The organism is Gelidibacter sp., from assembly GCF_053579655.1.
Genome location: NZ_JBMDWE010000017.1, coordinates 68,849 through 89,254, shown reverse-complemented (window position 1 = coordinate 89,254; position 20,406 = coordinate 68,849). Strand labels below are relative to the sequence as shown.

Here is a 20,406-nt window from a genome sequence, read left to right as displayed (position 1 = left end):
GATAGATAAAAAAGACTATAAAGCAGCTGAGTAATATTCTTAGTCACTATTTTGGTGAACATTCAACCTAATTATCGCTAAAATGGTGATTGCGAAGAAAGATTGCAAACTGGCAGCCTAACACTATTGAATCATCATTTTGGCAAAAATTCATTCTAATTTTGCTGAAATGATGATTAATAAAGCAAATTATAAAATATGCACAAATTTGTTTGAAATCATTTTGTTTTTATACGAGATCACATATTAACCAATCTACATACCTATAACATGAGAGTCAATTATTTCAAATATTTACTGACGTTATCAATTTTCTTTTTTTGTTTTTCGGCCTTTTCCCAAAAGGAAATCAAAAATAAAATTTCTGATTTTGGTACCATGATGCCTATCGAAAGCGCTAGCATTTACGTCCAAAACACAACTATCGGAACCGTTAGCAATGCGGACGGTAAATTTGTGCTACTAGTTCCTATGCAATTCCAAAGTGACACTTTGGTCATTTCATCCATTGGTTATAAAAGTTTCAAAACCTTAGTAAGCGAGTTCGATAATACTCAGGAGATTTATTTAGATGAAGATATCGCTTCTTTGGATGAAATTCTACTTGTTGCTGAAATCCGACCAAAAACAGGGAATGACATTGTGATGAAAGCCCTTGAGAAATTATCTGCAAATATGCCCGATATGCCTTATCTGCAAAAGGGTTTTTTACGTCATAAGGAACGCAACCGACGTGAATTTAAATGGCTTGTAGAAAGTGCCATAACGGTTTATGACTCCAGTTATATGTCTTCGGCAGCCTCCAATCTCAAGATTAATGTAGATCAAGTAAGAAAAAGTTATGATTTACGCGATGTGGATAGCTTACTTACGTATACCGCCTATCTTAAGGAAAAAGCGAATAGAGGCAACCTGCATGCCAGAAACTTAAGAAGAGATACGATCAAAACAGCTAACTTGGTAAAGGCCATTAAATGGAACGATACCAGAATCAATGGATTGCAAAACTTGTTCGAAAGCAAATTGAATATCTTAAGAAACACCAATATCACGCGGGCTTTGTTTGGCGAAGATATTTTGGACAAGCATCAATTTAGATTAGATACTATTCTGGTTGACAATGATAGAAAGCTATACAAAATCGAAATTTCGGAAAGTCATCAATTTGTAAATCTTGAAACAAAAGGGATTTTTAATGATGGCTATCATCCTAAAGGATGGTTGTACATCTATTACGATAATTACGCGATAAAGAAGTTGGAATATAATTTGGTCGCCGCTTCCAATGCTCAAAAGAGTAGGAGCAAAACACTTTTTGATACTCAAATCAATCATAAGTTGATCATGACCTTTAGAGAGTATCAGGATAAAATGTATCCTAATTACATTTATTATGAAACGCCAAAGTTGGTCAATGTCGGGTATAAACCAACCAAACCTGGAGAGGTAAATGACCAAGAGTCTACCGACGAACGCTTTTACTATACGGTTCAGGAATTGTTATTTACTGAAATCATTCATGATCCGGAAACGATTGAAATGGCACTTAAAAAGCCATGGGATGCTGATATTTTTGCGGTAAAGCCATATAACAAGGAGTTTTGGAGAAATTACAACACACTTTTGGAAAGCGAGGAGGATCAAAAGCTTATTCAGGATTTGACCAAGCGATCCTCACTTTATAAGGATTAAAATTTTAATATAATGTTGTTGGCACTATCCTAAAAACATGGTGACGCGTGATTAATAAATAAAAAATGAGTTATTTTAAATTTTTGATTGCAGATTATAATTTACTTTTTATATTTGCAGCCTGAAATTCTAAAAGAGAGGAGGTTAAGACACTATGTTAATAATACCAATTAAAGAAGGAGAAAATATAGATAGAGCGTTAAAGCGTTACAAACGTAAGTTTGATAAAACTGGTACGAAGCGTCAATTGCAAGCTCGCAAGCAATTTGATAAGCCTTCAGTTCTGAATAGAGCTGCGAACCAGAAAGCCCAATACATTCAACATCTAAGAGATCGAGAAAACATATAATTGTAATTTCGAAATCAAATAAAAGAGATTCCTGCACTAGCAGGAATTTTTTTTGTCCTATATTTAATGAACCAAAACTACTAATGGGTTCTTTTAATGTCTACCGTGAAATCACAATTCTTGCCCTTTTCCGAGTATTTACTCCACGAGAAAAATTATTCCGCACTTACCGTCAAGGCTTATCTTACAGATTTGGAGAGTTATTCTGAATTTGTCAATCGAGAATATGACGTTGATTCCATCCAAAATGTAAATTATCCTCAAATTAGAAGTTGGATTGTGTTTTTGGTGGAGCAAAAAATCTCTAACAGAAGTATCAATCGTAAGATTTCGGCTTTGAACTCTTATTTTAAGTTTTTGATCAAAACGGAAACCATTCAAGCCAATCCATTATCGAAACACAAAGCCTTAAAAACAGATAAGAAAGTCCAAATCCCATTTTCACCAAAGGAAATGGAAGAGGTTATCGACATCTTAGCAAAGGAAAGCGATTTTGAGGGCGTCAGAAACCGTCTTATTGTGGAACTTTTTTATGCCACGGGCATCCGGCGTATTGAACTGATCCAAATTAAACTCAAGGATTTGGATTTAGGCAATAAAACTTTAAAGGTTCTTGGGAAGCGTAATAAAGAACGTTTTGTTCCGTTAATTGATAGTGTAGTGACGACTGCTCACAATTATATGCAGCTGAGAAATGAATTGGAAATCATTACAGACGACGAATATTTATTTTTAACTAAAAGAGGGTTAAAAGTATATGAAACTCTTGTTTACAGAATTATAAATGAGTATTTTAGTCAGGCTTCTTATAAGGTAAAAAAGAGTCCGCATATATTGAGGCACTCCTTTGCAACCCATTTGCTTAATCAAGGAGCTGATTTAAATGCGGTTAAAGAATTGTTGGGACATTCAAGTTTAGCAGCAACCCAAATTTATACGCATAATAGTATAGCTGAATTAAAAAAAGTATATGCTCACGCGCATCCAAGAAGTAAAAACAATAACTAGTGTATAACCAAATGAAAGCATGAATGAATTAGTTCCGATTTTATGCCATTAATTTTAAAAACCCAAACAGATGAAAGTAATCACACAATCCGTTAATTTTACTGCAGACAAAAAATTAATCGACTTTATTCAAAAAAGAATGGATAAACTCGATTTATTTTATGACAAAGTCATTCAAACTGATGTTTATCTTAAAGTTGAAAACACAAGTGATAAGGAAAATAAGATTTTTGAAGCCAGAGTCAACGTTCCAGGCGATAGTTTCGTGGTGAAGAAGCAATGTAAAACGTTTGAAGAGGGCGCAGATATGGCCATTTCATCCCTCGAAAGACAGCTAAAAAAGAGAAAAGAGAAATTAAGATCACAATTTTGATAAAATTTTCTCAAAAAATGTTTTGAATAATTAAATATTTACATACATTTGCAGTCCGTTAGAAATAGCGGGCTTTTTTACTGAAGGAACAGAACGTAAAAAGCCGATGTAGCTCAGCTGGCTAGAGCAGCTGATTTGTAATCAGCAGGTCGTGGGTTCGAGTCCCTCTATCGGCTCAAAAACTGAATAAGTTTTGAGATTCGGTTCCTTCAATAAAAAAACACTGAGCGATCAGGAAAACGTTCTTTTGGAAAATAATGAATAATTGGGGAGATACTCAAGCGGCCAACGAGGGCAGACTGTAAATCTGCTGACTACGTCTTCGCAGGTTCGAATCCTGCTCTCCCCACAAAGATTTTAAATAAGCTGTCGTCAAAAGCTTGCTTTTGTAAAGTAGTGTTTTGAAAGATTAAGTAAGGGGCACCCTTACGGATCACCGACCAACGGGAGGTAGTCCAAAAAAAAGTTCATTAAATATTGGAAATTGAGATTTCATTACATTGAAGTTTCATGAAATTGCGGGAGTAGCTCAGTTGGTAGAGCGTCAGCCTTCCAAGCTGAATGTCGCCGGTTCGAACCCGGTCTCCCGCTCTAAAGTAGAATGTCATCATACAGAAATGTGTGAGCACTACTTAAAGAATAGGTCTTCTCATAATAACATATGTGGTTTGCTATTCTCAGTAAGTTTCAAGTTTCTTGTTACAGCTTTTTGAACTTGAAATCAGGAACCTGAAACCACCAAACTCAATCGCCGGTGTAGCTCAGGGGTAGAGCGTTTCCTTGGTAAGGAAGAGGTCACGAGTTCAATTCTCGTCATTGGCTCTTTTCAAATAAGCAAAATTAAATTTTTGAACACTAATATAAATTAAGATTAAAATAAATTAAACATGGCAAAGGCAACTTTCGATCGTTCAAAACCACACCTTAACATAGGTACTATTGGACACGTGGATCACGGTAAAACAACTACGACAGCAGCTATTACTAAAGTATTAGCTGATGCAGGTTTTTCAGAAGCAAGATCATTTGATCAAATTGATAACGCTCCAGAGGAAAAAGAAAGAGGTATTACAATTAATACATCACACGTTGAATATGCAACAGCAAATCGTCACTACGCTCACGTTGACTGTCCAGGTCACGCGGATTACGTAAAGAACATGGTTACTGGTGCTGCTCAAATGGACGGAGCTATCTTGGTTGTTGCTGCAACAGATGGTCCTATGCCACAAACACGTGAACACATCCTTTTAGGTCGCCAAGTAGGTATTCCTAGAATTGTTGTTTTCATGAATAAAGTTGACTTAGTTGATGACGAAGAGTTATTAGAACTAGTTGAAATGGAAATCAGAGATTTATTATCATTCTACGATTACGATGGTGATAATGGACCTGTTGTTCAAGGATCCGCTTTAGGCGCACTTAACGGTGAGCAAAAATGGGTTGATGCACTTCTTAAATTAATGGAAGAAGTTGATAAATGGATTGAAGAGCCAGTTCGTGATATTGAGAAGCCTTTCTTAATGCCTATTGAAGATGTTTTCTCTATTACTGGTCGTGGAACTGTTGCTACAGGTCGTATCGAAACTGGTATTGCTAAAACTGGAGATCCAGTTGAAATCATCGGTATGGGAGCTGAGAAATTAACCTCTACTATTACTGGTATTGAAATGTTCCGTCAAATCCTTGATAGAGGTGAAGCTGGAGATAACGCTGGTATCTTATTAAGAGGTATTGACAAAACTCAGATCACTAGAGGTATGGTTATCGTTAAGCCAGGTTCAGTAAAACCACACGCTAAATTTAAAGCTGAGGTTTATATCTTGAAAAAAGAAGAAGGTGGACGTCATACTCCATTCCATAATAACTACCGTCCACAGTTTTACGTACGTACAACTGACGTAACTGGAAACATTATGTTGCCAGAAGGTGTTGAGATGGTTATGCCTGGAGATAACTTAACTATTACAGTTGATTTATTACAACCAATTGCAATGAACGTAGGTCTTCGTTTCGCTATCCGTGAAGGTGGACGTACTGTAGGTGCAGGTCAGGTTACTGAAATTTTAGCATAATTATAATGGTCTAAATAATAATTAAGGCGTCTTGATTTGTCAAGATGCCTTGATTGTGTTTACGGGTTTAGCTCAGTTGGTAGAGCACTGGTCTCCAAAACCAGGTGTCGTGAGTTCGAGTCTCCCAACCCGTGCAAATAGAGTAAAAGAGTGGCGTAAGAGACGAGAAGTTTATGCTGAGCGGAGCACCTTTATGGGTGCGAAGTCGAAGTAAGTCTCCCAACCCGTGCAAGTGTTTAAAACTTACTTTTAAAAGTGGTTTTGAAACCAATTAAAAGAGTGTAGCAAATACTCTCAATTTTAAAAAAACTAATACAACTGTAATGGCAGGATTTGTAAATTATATTTCAGAATCATTTGGTGAATTAAAAAACAATGTGACATGGACACCATGGGCCGAAGCACAACGCTTAACCATTGTTGTCGCTGTTTTCTCAATTATATTTGCTTTGGCAATTTGGGGAGTTGACTCTGTTTTTAGTAAAGTTATCGAAGCTTATTTCAGCTGGATTAAGTAAAATATAAAGAGAGGATGTCTGAGACTAGTGAAAATAAAAAGTGGTATGTTGTAAGGGCTGTTAGTGGTCAAGAAAACAAAATCAAAACCTATATAGAAAACGAAATCGCCCGCTTGGGTCTCGAGGATTTCGTGGATCAGGTTTTGGTGCCTACTGAAAAAGTTATACAAATACGTAACGGGAAAAAAATAAGTAAAGAAAAAGTTTATTTCCCTGGCTATATCATGATTCAAGCCAATTTGAGTGGCGAAATCCCTCATATTATTAAGTCAATTACAAACGTTATTGGCTTTTTAGGTGAAACAAAAGGAGGAGATCCGGTGCCGCTAAGACAATCTGAAGTAAACAGAATGTTAGGTAAGGTAGATGAGCTTACCGTGGATGCAGATTCAAACGTAGCTATTCCTTTCACAATTGGAGAAACTGTTAAAGTTATTGATGGACCATTCAACGGGTTTGATGGAACCATCGAAAAAATAAATGAAGAAAAACGCAAACTTGAAGTCATGGTGAAAATTTTCGGAAGAAAAACACCATTGGAATTGAGTTATATGCAAGTCGAAAAAGTTTAATAATTGTTACAAATAGATCGTACGTCTTTTGGCTTCCAAAGGAAGAGGTGCAACTAAAATTAAAGAAATGGCAAAAGAATTAAGTAAAGTAGTTAAGCTACAAGTTCGGGGAGGTGCAGCGAATCCATCGCCACCGGTAGGACCCGCTTTAGGAGCTGCTGGAGTTAATATCATGGAATTCTGTAAGCAATTTAATGCTAGAACTCAGGATAAAGCAGGTAAAGTATTACCAGTTGTAATCTCTGTGTTCAAGGATAAATCGTTTGATTTCATTATTAAAACTCCACCAGCTGCAGTTCAATTGATGGAAGCGGCCAAAGTAAAAAAAGGATCTGGAGAACCGAACAGAAAAAAGGTAGCAAAAGTAACCTGGGATCAAGTTAAAGCAATTGCTGAAGACAAAATGCAAGATTTAAATGCATTTACTGCTGACAAAGCTATTGACATGGTTGCAGGAACAGCAAGATCAATGGGTATTACTGTAACAGGTAAAAAACCTAATTAAAACATTTCTGAAATGGCAAGAGTAACAAAAAAGCAAAAAGAGGCAAGAGCTAAAGTTGACAAAACCAAACTTTATTCTCTTGAAGAGGGTGCAACTCTATTAAAAGAGATTACCTATACTAAATTTGATGCTTCAGTGGATATCGCTGTAAGACTTGGAGTCGATCCTCGTAAAGCAAACCAAATGGTAAGAGGTGTAGTTTCTTTACCTCACGGAACAGGAAAGGACATGAAAGTTCTTGCATTAGTAACACCTGACAAAGAGCAGGAAGCTAAAGATGCAGGTGCTGATTATGTAGGATTGGATGAATACCTTGAGAAAATCAAAAATGGTTGGACAGATGTTGACGTGATCGTTACCATGCCTGCAATCATGGGTAAATTAGGTCCATTAGGTAGAGTGTTAGGCCCAAGAGGTTTAATGCCAAACCCTAAAACAGGTACAGTAACTATGGATGTGGCTAAAGCAGTTGCAGAAGTAAAAGCTGGTAAAATTGACTTTAGAGTTGACAAAACGGGTATCGTTCACGCACCAATCGGTAAGGCATCATTTACTGCTGACAAATTGATTGAAAACGCAAACGAACTTATTTCGACTTTAATCAAAATGAAACCTGTTGCGGCTAAAGGTGTTTACATTAAAAGCATCTTTATGTCTAGTACCATGAGTCCAAGTATATCAATTGATACTAAAATAGGTTAGTAGTTAAACTTTAATATTATGACAAGAGAAGAAAAATCACAAGTTATTGAAGAGTTGACTGCTCAATTAGCGGATAATACACATATCTATTTAACAGATATCTCTGGATTGAACGCAAAAAACACTTCAGAATTACGTCGTGCTTGCTTTAAGGCAGACATTAAAATGGCCGTCGTAAAAAATACATTGTTGAGTAAAGCTATGGAAGCTTCTGAAAAAGATTTTGGAGATCTTCCAAAGACTTTAGTAGGAAACACTTCAGTAATGTATTCAGAAACTGGAAATGCTCCAGCTAAAGTAATTAAATTGTTCCGTAAGAAATCTGATAAGCCATTGCTTAAAGGAGCTTTTATTGAAGAAGCAATTTACATTGGTGATGAGCAATTGGATGCATTGGTTGACATCAAATCAAGAGAGGAATTAATTGGAGACATCGTAGGATTGTTACAATCTCCTGCTAAAAACGTTATTTCAGCTCTTAAATCAGGTGGCGGCATCATTGCAGGTCTTGTAAAAACATTATCCGAAAGAGAAGGATAACCAACTAAGTACGCACTTAAACAAATTATATTTTATTAAAATTATTAAAACGATAGAAAATGGCAGATTTAAAAGATTTCGCAGAAAAATTAGTTAACTTAACAGTAAAAGAAGTTAACGAATTAGCTACAATATTAAAAGACGAGTATGGTATCGAACCAGCTGCTGCTGCTGTTGCAGTTGCAGTAGGTGGCGGTGGAGATGCTGATGCAGCTGAGGAGCAGTCAGAATTTGACGTAGTTCTTAAAGCAGCAGGTGCTTCTAAATTAGCAGTTGTTAAATTGGTAAAAGAATTAACTGGTTTAGGTTTGAAAGAATCTAAAGAATTAGTTGATAGCGCACCAAGCAATGTTAAAGAAGGTGTTTCTAAAGATGAAGCAGAAGCTTTAAAAGCTCAATTAGAAGAAGCTGGAGCAGAAGTTGAGCTTAAATAAGCTTAACCCAAACTACAAATTTTGGTTTAGGTCTTCCGATTGTTCGGAATGACCTAAACCCTTTTGTGTATATTAAATGTGCCATTAAAATGAAGTTGATTCCAACGAGAGTGATAATTGGCAAACTCCATCTAAGCATTGAAAGACAATGACAAACAGAGGAGATATACATTAAAAACAACTATTTTTTTAATCAAAATCCCGTTCATCGATGTTAGCACATAAAGCTGAAAGATTAAACTTCTCTTCTATTGTAAATAGAACGGACTATCCTGATTTTTTGGATATCCAAATAAAATCCTTCCAGGATTTTTTCCAATTAGAGACAAAATCTGAAGAAAGAGGGAATGAAGGTCTCTACAATACCTTCATGGAAAACTTCCCAATTACCGACACTCGCAATCAATTTGTTTTGGAATTTCTGGATTACTTCATTGATCCACCAAGATATTCAATTGAAGAATGTATTGAAAGAGGATTAACATACAGTGTGCCTTTAAAAGCGCGTTTAAAATTGTATTGTACAGATCCTGAACATGAGGACTTCGAAACTATTGTTCAAGATGTGTATTTGGGTACAATTCCATACATGACGCCAAGTGGTACTTTCTGTATCAATGGTGCTGAGCGTGTTGTGGTTTCACAATTGCACAGATCTCCAGGTGTGTTCTTCAGTCAATCCTTCCATGCGAATGGAACCAAGTTATATTCAGCAAGAGTAATTCCTTTTAAAGGTTCTTGGATTGAATTTGCTACGGATATCAATAGCGTTATGTACGCGTATATTGATAGAAAGAAAAAACTACCAGTTACAACCTTGTTCAGAGCCATCGGTTTTGAACGTGATAAAGATATTCTTGAAATTTTTGACCTTGCAGAAGAGGTTAAAGTATCAAAGTCTGGTCTTAAGAAAATCATTGGTCGTAAATTGGCTGCACGTGTGCTTAACACATGGCACGAAGATTTTGTGGATGAAGATACAGGTGAAGTGGTATCCATTGAGCGTAACGAGATTGTGCTTGATCGTGATACTGTTTTAGATAAAGACAATATTGAAGAAATTATTGAAGCTGATGCTAAAACGGTTCTTTTACATAAAGAAAGTACGCAGCAAGGTGATTATTCTATCATACATAATACGCTTCAAAAGGATCCAACAAACTCCGAAAAAGAAGCTGTTGAACATATTTACCGTCAATTAAGAAACGCGGAGCCGCCAGATGAGGAGACTGCTCGTGGAATTATTGACAAATTATTCTTCTCTGACCAACGTTACTCTCTAGGTGAAGTAGGTCGTTATAGAATGAACAAAAAGTTGGGTCTTGATATCGGTATGGATAAGCAAGTGCTTACCAAATTGGATATCATTACCATTATCAAATATCTTATCGAGTTGATCAACTCTAAAGCTGAGATTGATGATATTGACCACTTATCTAACCGTCGTGTACGTACTGTAGGTGAGCAATTATCACAACAGTTTGGTGTTGGTTTAGCACGTATGGCACGTACTATCCGTGAGCGTATGAACGTTCGTGACAATGAGGTGTTTACACCAATTGACTTGATTAACGCTAAAACTTTGTCTTCAGTAATCAACTCATTCTTTGGAACGAATCAGTTGTCTCAATTTATGGATCAAACCAATCCATTGGCTGAGATTACGCACAAACGTCGTTTATCAGCATTAGGACCTGGAGGTTTATCCAGAGAGCGTGCAGGTTTCGAGGTTCGTGACGTTCACTATACACATTACGGTCGTTTATGTCCAATTGAAACTCCAGAGGGACCAAACATTGGTTTGATTTCTTCACTTTCTGTTTTTGCAAAAGTAAACGGAATGGGCTTCATTGAAACACCTTATCGTAAAATTACAGATGGTGTTGTAGATATTAAAAATGCACCAATATATTTAAGCGCAGAAGAGGAAGAGGATATGTTGATTGCTCAAGCAACTCTTAAAGTTGATGAGAATGGAAAAATTACTGAAGACAAGATTATTGCTCGTCAAGAAGGTGATTTCCCTGTAATCGATCCTTTTACTGCTAATTATACTGACGTTGCTCCTAACCAAGTAGCTTCTATCTCGGCATCGTTGATTCCTTTCTTGGAGCATGATGACGCGAACAGAGCCTTGATGGGATCTAACATGATGCGTCAGGCCGTACCATTATTGCGTGTGGATGCACCAATTGTAGGTACTGGTTTAGAGCGTCAAGTTGCTTCAGATTCGAGAGTTTTGATTAATGCAGAAGGCGCAGGTACTGTAGAGTATGTTGATGCTAATGAAATTACAATCAAATACGAGCGTACTGAAGAACAAGCATTGGTAAGTTTTGAAAGTGATACTAAAACTTATCCGTTAGTTAAATTTAGAAAAACTAACCAAGGAACGTCTATTAACTTGAAACCTATTGTAACCAAAGGCGATAAAGTTAAAAAAGGACAAGTACTTTGTGAAGGTTATGCAACCCAAGCAGGAGAGCTTGCTCTTGGTCGTAACATGAAAGTGGCGTTTATGCCATGGAAAGGTTACAACTTTGAGGATGCTATCGTAATTTCTGAAAAAGTGGTTCGTGATGATATCTTTACATCAATCCATATTGATGAATATTCATTGGAAGTTCGTGATACCAAATTAGGTAACGAAGAATTGACTAATGATATTCCTAACGTTTCTGAAGAGGCTACTAAAGACTTAGATGAAAACGGGATGATTCGTATTGGTGCTGAGATTAAACCTGGTGATATCTTAATTGGTAAGATTACTCCAAAAGGTGAATCTGATCCTACACCAGAAGAAAAATTATTAAGAGCAATCTTCGGTGATAAAGCTGGGGACGTGAAAGATGCTTCATTAAAAGCTTCTCCTTCGTTACACGGTGTTGTTATTGAGAAAAAATTATTCTCAAGAGCAGTAAAAGACAAACGTAAGAGAGCAAAAGATAAAGAAGATATTGATGCTTTAGAAGCTGTTTACTACAGAAAATTTGATGAGTTAAAAGCAATTTTGATTGACAAATTATTCACGATCGTAAACGGAAAAACGGCGCAAGGTATCTTTAATGATCTTGGAGAGGAAATACTTCCAAAAGGTAAAAAATATACCTTGAAGATGTTAAATTCTGTGGATGATTATGCGCATTTATCTTCAGGAACTTGGACTACTGATGACGAAACAAACGCTTTAGTTGCAGATTTGATCCACAACTACAAGATTAAGGAAAATGACCTTCAAGGTTCATTGCGTCGTGAGAAGTTTACAATTTCTGTAGGAGATGAATTGCCAGCAGGTATTATCAAATTAGCTAAGGTTTATATCGCTAAGAAGCGTAAACTTAAAGTGGGTGATAAAATGGCGGGTCGTCACGGTAACAAAGGTATTGTTGCCCGTATCGTTCGTCAGGAAGATATGCCGTTCCTTGAAGATGGAACTCCGGTAGATATCGTATTGAATCCACTAGGTGTACCTTCTCGTATGAACATTGGTCAAATTTATGAAACAGTTCTTGGATGGGCTGGTCAAAAGTTAGGACGTACCTATGCAACACCAATCTTTGATGGTGCTACACTAGATCAAATTAACGAATTGACTGACGAAGCTGGAATTCCACGTTATGGACATACATACCTATATGATGGTGGTACGGGAGATCGTTTTGATCAACCTGCAACTGTTGGTGTAATTTATATGTTGAAACTTGGACACATGGTTGATGATAAGATGCACTCGCGTTCAATCGGACCATACTCATTAATTACACAACAACCATTGGGTGGTAAAGCTCAATTTGGTGGTCAGCGTTTTGGTGAGATGGAGGTTTGGGCACTTGAGGCTTATGGCGCATCTGCAACCTTGCGTGAGATCTTAACAGTAAAATCTGATGACGTTATCGGTAGAGCTAAAACTTACGAAGCAATCGTTAAGGGAGAGCCAATGCCAGAACCAGGACTTCCTGAATCTTTCAACGTATTAATGCACGAATTGAAAGGATTAGGATTGGATATTAGATTGGAGGAATAATTTCATAGAAATTATTCCGTAGGGACAGGCCATGGCCTGTCCCTACAACAATCAAAAAATTAAATTATAATTTGTTAGTACCATAAAAAATGGCAAGAAGACAAGATAAGAATACAGTACAGAGATTTAACAAAATCTCCATTGGTTTAGCGTCTCCAGAGTCTGTTTTAGCAGCATCTCGTGGTGAGGTTCTTAAACCAGAAACTATTAATTATCGAACACACAAACCAGAAAGAGATGGTTTGTTCTGTGAGCGTATTTTTGGTCCTGTAAAGGATTTTGAATGTGCTTGTGGAAAATATAAGCGTATCCGATACAAAGGTATTGTTTGTGACCGTTGTGGGGTTGAAGTAACTGAAAAGAAAGTACGTCGTGACCGTGTTGGACATATCAATTTGGTAGTTCCTGTGGCGCACATTTGGTATTTCCGTTCATTACCAAACAAAATCGGATACTTGTTGGGATTACCTTCCAAGAAATTGGATATGATCATTTATTACGAACGTTATGTAGTGATCCAACCAGGTAATGCTAAGAATGTAGATGGCGAACCATTACAAAAAATGGATTTCTTGACGGAAGAAGAATACTTGAGTATCCTTGAGTCAATTGCTCAGGATAACCAATATTTAGATGACAACGATCCAAATAAGTTCATTGCAAAAATGGGAGCGGAATGCTTGATTGATTTGCTTGCAAGAATTGATTTGGCCGAGTTGTCTTTTGAATTGCGTCACAAAGCAAATACAGAAACCTCTAAGCAACGTAAAACTGAGGCGTTAAAACGTCTTCAAGTTGTTGAAGCGTTTAGAGATTCTAACCTTAACCGTGAGAATCTTCCAGAATGGATGATCTTGAAAGCAGTACCAGTAATTCCAGCGGAATTACGTCCATTGGTGCCGTTGGATGGTGGTCGTTTTGCGACTTCGGATTTGAATGATTTGTACCGTCGTGTGATTATTCGTAACAACCGTTTGAAGCGTTTGGTTGAGATCAAAGCTCCAGAGGTAATTTTACGTAATGAGAAACGTATGTTGCAAGAATCTGTGGATTCATTATTGGACAACACGCGTAAAGCATCTGCAGTAAAAACAGATTCTAACAGACCATTAAAATCATTATCCGATTCCCTAAAAGGAAAACAAGGACGTTTCCGTCAAAACTTACTAGGTAAGCGTGTGGATTATTCAGCACGTTCGGTAATCGTCGTTGGACCAGAATTAAAACTATTTGAATGTGGATTGCCAAAAGATATGGCAGCAGAACTTTACAAACCATTTATCATCAGAAAACTGATTGAGCGTGGGATTGTTAAAACTGTTAAATCTGCAAAGAAAATAATAGACAGAAAAGAGCCTGTAGTTTGGGATATTTTAGAGAATGTTTTAAAAGGACATCCAGTGCTTTTAAACCGTGCTCCTACATTGCACAGACTAGGTATTCAAGCGTTTCAACCTAAATTGATTGAAGGTAAGGCGATCCAATTGCACCCATTAGTATGTACGGCGTTTAACGCGGATTTCGATGGTGACCAAATGGCTGTGCATTTACCATTAGGCCCTGAGGCTATTTTGGAAGCTCAATTGTTAATGTTGGCTTCTCATAATATCTTGAATCCTGCTAACGGTTCTCCTGTTACTGTGCCATCTCAAGACATGGTTCTTGGTCTTTATTATATGACCAAGGAACGTAAGTCAACAGATGACAAAAAAGTAAAAGGTGAAGGATTGACTTTCTATTCTCCAGAAGAGGTAACTATTGCTTACAATGAGAGAAAAGTTGATTTGAACGCCTCTATTAAAGTAAGAACTGAGGACTTGAATGAGGAAGGCAAGTTAGTTTCTAAGATTATTGAAACTACCACTGGTCGTGTTCTCTTTAATGAAACCGTTCCAAGAGCAGCAGGTTTTGTTAACCAAGTCTTGACCAAAAAATCATTGAGAGATATCATTGGTGTGATCTTAAAGGTAACTTCTGTTCCTGAAACAGCTGATTTCTTGGATTTAATCAAAGATTTAGGCTATAAGTTCGCTTTCCAAGGTGGATTGTCGTTCAGTTTAGGTGATATTATTATTCCTGCTGAAAAACAAACCATGATTGAAAGTGCCAATTCTCAAGTTGATGGTATTATGGCCAATTACAACATGGGATTGATTACCAATAACGAACGTTATAACCAAGTTATTGATATCTGGACTTCTACGAATGCTGAATTGACGGAATTGTCAATGAAACGTATCCGTGAAGATCAACAAGGTTTCAACTCGGTATATATGATGCTTGATTCTGGAGCTCGTGGATCTAAAGAACAGATTCGTCAGTTGACCGGTATGCGTGGATTGATGGCAAAACCTAAAAAATCTAGTGCAGGTGGTGGAGAGATTATTGAAAACCCAATTCTTTCTAACTTTAAGGAAGGTCTTTCAATTTTGGAATACTTTATTTCTACTCATGGTGCTCGTAAAGGTCTTGCAGATACCGCTCTTAAAACGGCAGATGCTGGTTACCTAACACGTCGTTTGGTGGACGTATCTCAGGATGTGATTATTTACAGTGAAGACTGTGGAACATTAAGAGGTATTGAAGTATCCGCATTGAAGAAAAATGAGGAAGTTATTGAGAAACTTGAGGACAGAGTGGTTGGTAGAACGTCATTAAATGATGTTTACGATCCATTAACTCAAGAGCTTATTATAAGTGCTGGTGAACATATCGATGATGCTGTTGCAAAACGTATCGAAGGTTCTGCTTTAGATTCTATAGAGGTTCGTTCAGCATTAACTTGTGAAGCTACTCAAGGTATTTGTTCTAAATGTTACGGTCGTAACCTTGCAACCGGTAAAATGGTTCAAAGAGGTGAAGCTGTTGGTGTCGTTGCTGCCCAATCCATTGGAGAGCCAGGTACACAGTTAACACTTCGTACCTTCCACGTTGGAGGTATTGCAGGTAACATTTCTGAAGAAAATAAATTGACCGTTAAGTTTGATGGTATTGCTGAAATTGAAGATTTAAAAGTTGTTAAAGGAACAGATAACAATGGCGCTGATGTAGATGTTGTTATTTCCCGTACGTCTGAATTCAAATTGGTAGATGCCAAAACAGGAATCACACTAAGTACGCACAATATTCCTTACGGATCATTCGTCTACTGCAAGCCAGGAGATAAAGTGAAAAAAGGAGATGTCATTTGTTCTTGGGACCCTTATAACGGTGTAATTATTTCTGAGTTTGCCGGTAAGGTATCTTATGAAAACATTGAGCAAGGAGTAACCTATCAAGTGGAAATTGATGAGCAAACTGGTTTCCAAGAGAAAGTAATTTCTGAATCAAGAAACAAAAAATTGATTCCAACCTTACATATTGAGGATTCTAAAGGAAACGCAATACGTTCATACAACTTACCAGTTGGTGCCCACTTGATGATTAACAATGGTGAGAAGATTAATGTTGGTAAAGTCTTGGTAAAAATACCTCGTAGATCAGCGAAATCTGGGGATATTACGGGTGGTCTTCCACGTGTAACTGAGTTGTTTGAAGCACGTAACCCTTCTAATCCTGCTGTAGTAAGTGAGATTGATGGTGTTGTGTCTTTCGGAAAAATCAAAAGAGGTAACCGTGAGATTATTATCGAATCTCGTTTAGGTGATGTTAAAAAATACTTGGTTAAGCTGTCTAGTCAAATTCTTGTTCAAGAAAATGATTATGTTAAAGCAGGTATGCCATTATCTGATGGTTCTATCACTCCAAACGATATCTTAAATATCAAAGGCCCTTCAGCGGTTCAACAATACTTGGTAAACGAAGTACAGGAAGTATATCGTTTGCAAGGTGTGAAAATCAACGATAAGCATTTTGAGGTTGTTGTAAGACAAATGATGCGTAAAGTTAGAATCATTGATTCTGGTGATACGATCTTCTTAGAAGATCAATTGGCTCATAAATCTGATTTCATCGAAGAAAACGATAAGATCTTTGGAATGAAAGTGATTGAAGATGCTGGAGATTCTAAAACTCTTAAACCAGGACAAATCGTTACGACGCGTCAGTTAAGAGATGAAAACTCAGTAGTAAGAAGAGAAGATGGTCAGTTGGCTGTTGCAAGAGATGCACAACCGGCTACAGCAACTCCAATACTACAAGGTATTACAAGAGCTTCATTACAGACAAAATCATTCATATCAGCAGCATCGTTCCAGGAAACGACCAAAGTACTTAACGAAGCAGCAGTAAGCGCTAAAATTGATTACTTAGAAGGTTTGAAAGAGAACGTTATTGTTGGACATAGAATTCCTGCAGGAACAGGGGTGAGACGCTATGAGCATATCATCGTTGGTTCTAAAGAAGAATTCAATGAAATGATGAAAGCTAAAGAAGAGTTTAATTACAATTAATAAAATCCCCGCGCAGGCGGGGATCTCATGAATCAAAAGGCGTGTTTGACTTTTTTAAAGATGACACGTCAGTTGATTCAAGATATTAACCTTTAAAAAAGAGATTTCTGCCTTTGCAGGAATATTATTATGAGCGATAATAACGAAGCATCAAAGCAAGGACAAATTAATATTGAATTGGACGAAAAGATAGCCGAAGGAATTTATTCCAACTTAGCCATCATCAATCATTCGGTATCAGAGTTTGTTGTTGATTTTGTCAGCATCATGCCTGGAACTCCAAAAAGTAAAGTGAAGTCACGTATTATTTTGACGCCACAGCATGCAAAGCGCTTGCTTAAAGCTTTAGGTGAAAATGTAAAGCGTTTTGAAACCTCTCATGGTGAAATTAAGGATTACGAGCAGCCACCAATTCCATTGAATTTTGGACCTACTGGTCAAGCTTAAATCGCGATAAAAGTATTTGTTGGTATCAACCGACTGCAATTAAAAAATCCCTTTGAATTTATATTCAAAGGGATTTTTTTTGTCAAGTTTTAAGCTACTTTATGATTAAGATGAAATTTCAAAGCTCCAGATGGGCACTTTTTGACTTGCTCAATGATTTTTTGAGATGGTGCACCATCTAAGTCAATCCAAGGGATGACTGAAGTCCTAAAGACATCCGAGAGTTCTCTTGCACAACGACCTGCGCTGATGCAAACAGATGGTTCGTAAATAATAGTAATATTGCTATTACTAAACTGATTAGCATTTATTTCCATAAGTAGATCAATTTGGGGTTTGAATCTCTTCAGATTTAGAAAAGTTACGAGCAGCAATTCTAAGTTTATCTATTAAATGTATTAAAAATCCGATGAAGAACAAACTATAAAAATTAATATCGATGAATGACATCGACTGAAGTTTAAAAATTAATTTCAAATCCCAAATTCCAAAATGTTGTCTATTGGAATTTGGAATTTTAAAAAATTGTAATTTGATTCCTATTTGTATTCCGAAACAAAATGGAATTTAATAGTAGGATAGGTCTGTTGGGTCATTTGCAATGAAAATTGCGAGTCTGCTAAAAACACCAATTGGTCATGTTTATCCTTAGCCAAATAACGTTGTTTTACCCTTAAAAACTCTTTGTATTCGGCATTTTTTGGATCGGTCGGCTCTACCCAACAGGCTTTATAAACGTTCAGGTTTTCATAAGTACATTTGGCACCATACTCATGTTCCAAACGGTACTGAATAACTTCATACTGTAAGGCACCAACGGTTCCAATGACTTTTCGTCCGTTAAGTTCTAATGTAAATAACTGGGCAACACCTTCGTCCATTAATTGATCAATACCTTTATAAAGTTGTTTTGATTTTAATGGATCTGCGTTATTGATATATCTAAAATGTTCCGGTGAGAAACTTGGGATACCTTTGTAGTTTATAATCTCGCCTTCAGTAAGCGTATCGCCAATCTTGAAGTTACCCGTATCATGGATCCCTACAATGTCCCCAGGATAGGAAATGTCCACAATTTCCTTTTTCTCAGCAAAAAAAGCATTCGGACTGGAGAATTTCATTTTTTTATTATTTCTAACATGGAGATACGGTTTATTGCGTTCAAACGTACCTGAAACAATTTTTATAAATGCCAAACGGTCACGATGATTTGGATCCATATTGGCATGAATTTTAAATACAAATCCTGTAAATTCTTTTTCATCGGGTTGCACTAAACGTTCTTCGCTTTGTTTTGGTCTTGGTTTTGGAGCAATTTCTACGAAACAATCCAATAACTCGCGAACTCCAAAATTATTTAATGCTGATCCGAAGAATACCGGTTGTTGATGTCCATTTAAATATTCATCGCGATCAAATTCTGGGTAAATGCCTTCTACAAGTTCTATTTCTTCACGAAGTGTAGTTGCGGCTTTTTTACCGATGAGTTTATCTATTTCTTCGGAGGCTAAATCAGAAATTTCAATAGTTTCTTCGATGCTTTTTCGACTACTACCGCTAAATAAATTGATGTTTTTTTCCCAAAGATTATAGATACCTTTAAAATCGTAGCCCATTCCTATCGGAAAACTCATGGGAACGACGCTTAAACCAAGTTTTTGTTCAATCTCATCCAACAAGTCGAAAGCATCTCGTCCTTCACGATCCAGTTTATTGATAAACACAATCATCGGGATGTTTCGCATGCGACAAACTTCCACTAATTTTTCAGTCTGCTCTTCAACCCCTTTTGCGACGTCAACCACAACAATAACGCTATCTACAGCTGTTAAAGTTCTAAAAGTATCTTCGGCAAAATCCTTGTGTCCAGGAGTATCCAAAATATTTATTTTGGTGCCTTCATATTCAAAAGCCAAAACCGAAGTTGCTACCGAAATTCCACGCTGGCGCTCAATTTCCATAAAGTCACTGGTCGCGCCTTTTTTAATTTTGTTGCTTTTAACCGCACCTGCTTCCTGAATGGCACCTCCAAATAATAATAGTTTTTCGGTAAGTGTGGTTTTCCCGGCATCGGGATGCGCAATAATACCAAAAGTACGGCGTCTTTCTATTTCTGTTTTAAAACTCATAATCTCTTAAAATGGTTGCAAAGATACCATTATTGAAAGCATTTTTAATAGAAGACTTCAGCCGATTTTAATTTTAAGCTAACATTGGTGCTTTTTATAACTTTTGTTGGTATTTTTGTAAGCTATGACTGAAGAAAGAGTAATCCTCGTTAATGAAAAAGACGAGCAAATTGGCTTAATGCCAAAGCTAGAGGCGCACGAAAAGGCATTGTTGCACCGTGCCTTTTCTGTGTTTATTTTTAATAAAAAAAACGAACTGATGTTGCAACAGCGCGCAGCACATAAATACCATTCGCCATTGCTTTGGGCAAACACCTGTTGCAGCCATCAGCGTGACGGAGAATCTAATATTGAAGCAGGAAAACGACGCTTGCAGGAAGAAATGGGTTTTGTAACCGAATTGGAAAACACGGTTTCATTTATCTACAAAGCTCCTTTTGACAATGGCCTGACGGAGCATGAATTTGATCACGTTATGATTGGTAACTATGAAGGTGCACCGACGATCAATCCTGATGAAGTGGCCGCCTGGAAATGGATGCCTTTAGAAGACGTGAAAAGCGATATTTTAGAACGTCCTGAAATATATACAGAATGGTTTAAGATTATTTTTGATAAATTTTATGAACATATAAACAGAGCGTAAT

At 36.9% G+C, this 20,406-nt stretch carries 17 protein-coding genes and 5 tRNA genes; 20 read left to right on the top strand and 2 right to left on the bottom strand.

What is annotated here, in order from left to right; translation table 11 throughout:
- Positions 1 to 270: 270 nt before the first annotated feature.
- The 19 genes from ACOH2D_RS10400 (at position 271) to ACOH2D_RS10310 (ending at position 17,630) form a co-directional block, all read left to right on the top strand.
- Positions 271 to 1,692, top strand: a complete 1,422-nt coding sequence (locus ACOH2D_RS10400; RefSeq protein WP_348035782.1) for a carboxypeptidase-like regulatory domain-containing protein — start codon at positions 271 to 273, stop codon at positions 1,690 to 1,692.
- Between the two features lie 154 nt (positions 1,693 to 1,846).
- Positions 1,847 to 2,041: a 30S ribosomal protein S21 gene (rpsU, locus tag ACOH2D_RS10395; RefSeq protein ID WP_348035784.1), complete on the top strand. Its 195-nt coding sequence runs from the start codon at positions 1,847 to 1,849 to the stop codon at positions 2,039 to 2,041.
- Between the two features lie 105 nt (positions 2,042 to 2,146).
- Positions 2,147 to 3,049, top strand: a complete 903-nt coding sequence (locus ACOH2D_RS10390) for a tyrosine-type recombinase/integrase (protein ID WP_348035785.1) — start codon at positions 2,147 to 2,149, stop codon at positions 3,047 to 3,049.
- A 70-nt stretch (positions 3,050 to 3,119) separates the two neighbouring features.
- The gene (gene hpf, locus ACOH2D_RS10385; RefSeq protein ID WP_348035787.1) at positions 3,120 to 3,422 is read left to right on the top strand and encodes a ribosome hibernation-promoting factor, HPF/YfiA family; all 303 of its coding nucleotides are present in this window, start codon (positions 3,120 to 3,122) and stop codon (positions 3,420 to 3,422) included.
- Positions 3,423 to 3,524: 102 nt separating this feature from the next.
- Positions 3,525 to 3,598: transfer RNA gene (locus ACOH2D_RS10380), tRNA-Thr, on the top strand.
- Positions 3,599 to 3,689: 91 nt separating this feature from the next.
- Positions 3,690 to 3,771, top strand: a tRNA-Tyr gene (locus ACOH2D_RS10375).
- Between the two features lie 169 nt (positions 3,772 to 3,940).
- Positions 3,941 to 4,013: transfer RNA gene (locus ACOH2D_RS10370), tRNA-Gly, on the top strand.
- Between the two features lie 159 nt (positions 4,014 to 4,172).
- A tRNA-Thr gene (locus tag ACOH2D_RS10365) sits at positions 4,173 to 4,244 on the top strand.
- Positions 4,245 to 4,309: 65 nt separating this feature from the next.
- Positions 4,310 to 5,497, top strand: a complete 1,188-nt coding sequence (gene tuf, locus ACOH2D_RS10360; RefSeq protein ID WP_348035789.1) for an elongation factor Tu — start codon at positions 4,310 to 4,312, stop codon at positions 5,495 to 5,497.
- Positions 5,498 to 5,558: 61 nt separating this feature from the next.
- A tRNA-Trp gene (locus ACOH2D_RS10355) sits at positions 5,559 to 5,631 on the top strand.
- Positions 5,632 to 5,820: 189 nt separating this feature from the next.
- Positions 5,821 to 6,015: a preprotein translocase subunit SecE gene (gene secE, locus ACOH2D_RS10350; RefSeq protein WP_348035791.1), complete on the top strand. Its 195-nt coding sequence runs from the start codon at positions 5,821 to 5,823 to the stop codon at positions 6,013 to 6,015.
- Between the two features lie 14 nt (positions 6,016 to 6,029).
- Positions 6,030 to 6,587 carry a transcription termination/antitermination protein NusG gene (gene nusG, locus ACOH2D_RS10345; protein WP_348035792.1) on the top strand — a complete coding sequence of 186 codons (558 nt, stop codon included), beginning with the start codon at positions 6,030 to 6,032 and terminating at the stop codon, positions 6,585 to 6,587.
- Positions 6,588 to 6,654: 67 nt separating this feature from the next.
- A complete protein-coding gene (gene rplK / locus ACOH2D_RS10340; RefSeq protein WP_348035793.1) occupies positions 6,655 to 7,092 on the top strand; it encodes a 50S ribosomal protein L11 in 438 nt (145 codons plus the stop codon).
- 12 nt (positions 7,093 to 7,104) lie between these two features.
- Positions 7,105 to 7,794: a 50S ribosomal protein L1 gene (rplA, locus tag ACOH2D_RS10335; RefSeq protein WP_348035795.1), complete on the top strand. Its 690-nt coding sequence runs from the start codon at positions 7,105 to 7,107 to the stop codon at positions 7,792 to 7,794.
- Between the two features lie 18 nt (positions 7,795 to 7,812).
- Positions 7,813 to 8,334, top strand: coding sequence for a 50S ribosomal protein L10 (gene rplJ, locus ACOH2D_RS10330; RefSeq protein ID WP_348035796.1), 522 nt, complete (start codon positions 7,813 to 7,815; stop codon positions 8,332 to 8,334).
- A gap of 59 nt (positions 8,335 to 8,393) precedes the next feature.
- Positions 8,394 to 8,768: a 50S ribosomal protein L7/L12 gene (gene rplL, locus ACOH2D_RS10325; RefSeq protein WP_348035797.1), complete on the top strand. Its 375-nt coding sequence runs from the start codon at positions 8,394 to 8,396 to the stop codon at positions 8,766 to 8,768.
- 211 nt (positions 8,769 to 8,979) lie between these two features.
- Entirely contained in the window at positions 8,980 to 12,792 is a 3,813-nt protein-coding gene (gene rpoB / locus ACOH2D_RS10320; protein ID WP_449535170.1) for a DNA-directed RNA polymerase subunit beta, read from the top strand.
- Positions 12,793 to 12,881: 89 nt separating this feature from the next.
- The gene (gene rpoC / locus ACOH2D_RS10315) at positions 12,882 to 17,183 is read left to right on the top strand and encodes a DNA-directed RNA polymerase subunit beta' (protein ID WP_449535169.1); all 4,302 of its coding nucleotides are present in this window, start codon (positions 12,882 to 12,884) and stop codon (positions 17,181 to 17,183) included.
- A gap of 129 nt (positions 17,184 to 17,312) precedes the next feature.
- Positions 17,313 to 17,630 (top strand): DUF3467 domain-containing protein, encoded by a 318-nt coding sequence (locus ACOH2D_RS10310; protein WP_348035001.1) that lies wholly within the window; start codon positions 17,313 to 17,315, stop codon positions 17,628 to 17,630.
- An 89-nt stretch (positions 17,631 to 17,719) separates the two neighbouring features.
- On the opposite strand, the gene ACOH2D_RS10305 is transcribed toward ACOH2D_RS10310, so the two are convergent.
- Complete coding sequence (locus ACOH2D_RS10305) at positions 17,720 to 17,947, bottom strand: (4Fe-4S)-binding protein (RefSeq protein WP_348035002.1); 228 nt, start codon at positions 17,945 to 17,947, stop codon at positions 17,720 to 17,722.
- 222 nt (positions 17,948 to 18,169) lie between these two features.
- Positions 18,170 to 19,759: a peptide chain release factor 3 gene (locus ACOH2D_RS10300; protein WP_449535168.1), complete on the bottom strand. Its 1,590-nt coding sequence runs from the start codon at positions 19,757 to 19,759 to the stop codon at positions 18,170 to 18,172.
- A gap of 124 nt (positions 19,760 to 19,883) precedes the next feature.
- Here ACOH2D_RS10300 and idi point away from each other — a divergent pair, with 124 nt between their 5' ends.
- Positions 19,884 to 20,405, top strand: a complete 522-nt coding sequence (gene idi / locus ACOH2D_RS10295; protein ID WP_449535167.1) for an isopentenyl-diphosphate Delta-isomerase — start codon at positions 19,884 to 19,886, stop codon at positions 20,403 to 20,405.
- The last annotated feature ends 1 nt before the right edge of the window (position 20,406 follow it).

Excerpts from the sequence above, each read along its gene's own strand:
- ACOH2D_RS10400 (WP_348035782.1), top strand. The coding sequence starts at position 271 with ATGAGAGTCAATTATTTCAAATATTTACTGACGTTATCAATTTTCTTT.
- rpsU (WP_348035784.1), top strand. The coding sequence starts at position 1,847 with ATGTTAATAATACCAATTAAAGAAGGAGAAAATATAGATAGAGCGTTA.
- hpf (WP_348035787.1), top strand. The coding sequence starts at position 3,120 with ATGAAAGTAATCACACAATCCGTTAATTTTACTGCAGACAAAAAATTA.
- tuf (WP_348035789.1), top strand. The coding sequence starts at position 4,310 with ATGGCAAAGGCAACTTTCGATCGTTCAAAACCACACCTTAACATAGGT.
- secE (WP_348035791.1), top strand. The coding sequence starts at position 5,821 with ATGGCAGGATTTGTAAATTATATTTCAGAATCATTTGGTGAATTAAAA.
- nusG (WP_348035792.1), top strand. The coding sequence starts at position 6,030 with ATGTCTGAGACTAGTGAAAATAAAAAGTGGTATGTTGTAAGGGCTGTT.
- rplK (WP_348035793.1), top strand. The coding sequence starts at position 6,655 with ATGGCAAAAGAATTAAGTAAAGTAGTTAAGCTACAAGTTCGGGGAGGT.
- rplA (WP_348035795.1), top strand. The coding sequence starts at position 7,105 with ATGGCAAGAGTAACAAAAAAGCAAAAAGAGGCAAGAGCTAAAGTTGAC.
- rplJ (WP_348035796.1), top strand. The coding sequence starts at position 7,813 with ATGACAAGAGAAGAAAAATCACAAGTTATTGAAGAGTTGACTGCTCAA.
- rplL (WP_348035797.1), top strand. The coding sequence starts at position 8,394 with ATGGCAGATTTAAAAGATTTCGCAGAAAAATTAGTTAACTTAACAGTA.
- rpoB (WP_449535170.1), top strand. The coding sequence starts at position 8,980 with ATGTTAGCACATAAAGCTGAAAGATTAAACTTCTCTTCTATTGTAAAT.
- rpoC (WP_449535169.1), top strand. The coding sequence starts at position 12,882 with ATGGCAAGAAGACAAGATAAGAATACAGTACAGAGATTTAACAAAATC.
- ACOH2D_RS10310 (WP_348035001.1), top strand. The coding sequence starts at position 17,313 with ATGAGCGATAATAACGAAGCATCAAAGCAAGGACAAATTAATATTGAA.
- ACOH2D_RS10305 (WP_348035002.1), bottom strand. The coding sequence starts at position 17,947 with ATGGAAATAAATGCTAATCAGTTTAGTAATAGCAATATTACTATTATT.
- ACOH2D_RS10300 (WP_449535168.1), bottom strand. The coding sequence starts at position 19,759 with ATGAGTTTTAAAACAGAAATAGAAAGACGCCGTACTTTTGGTATTATT.
- idi (WP_449535167.1), top strand. The coding sequence starts at position 19,884 with ATGACTGAAGAAAGAGTAATCCTCGTTAATGAAAAAGACGAGCAAATT.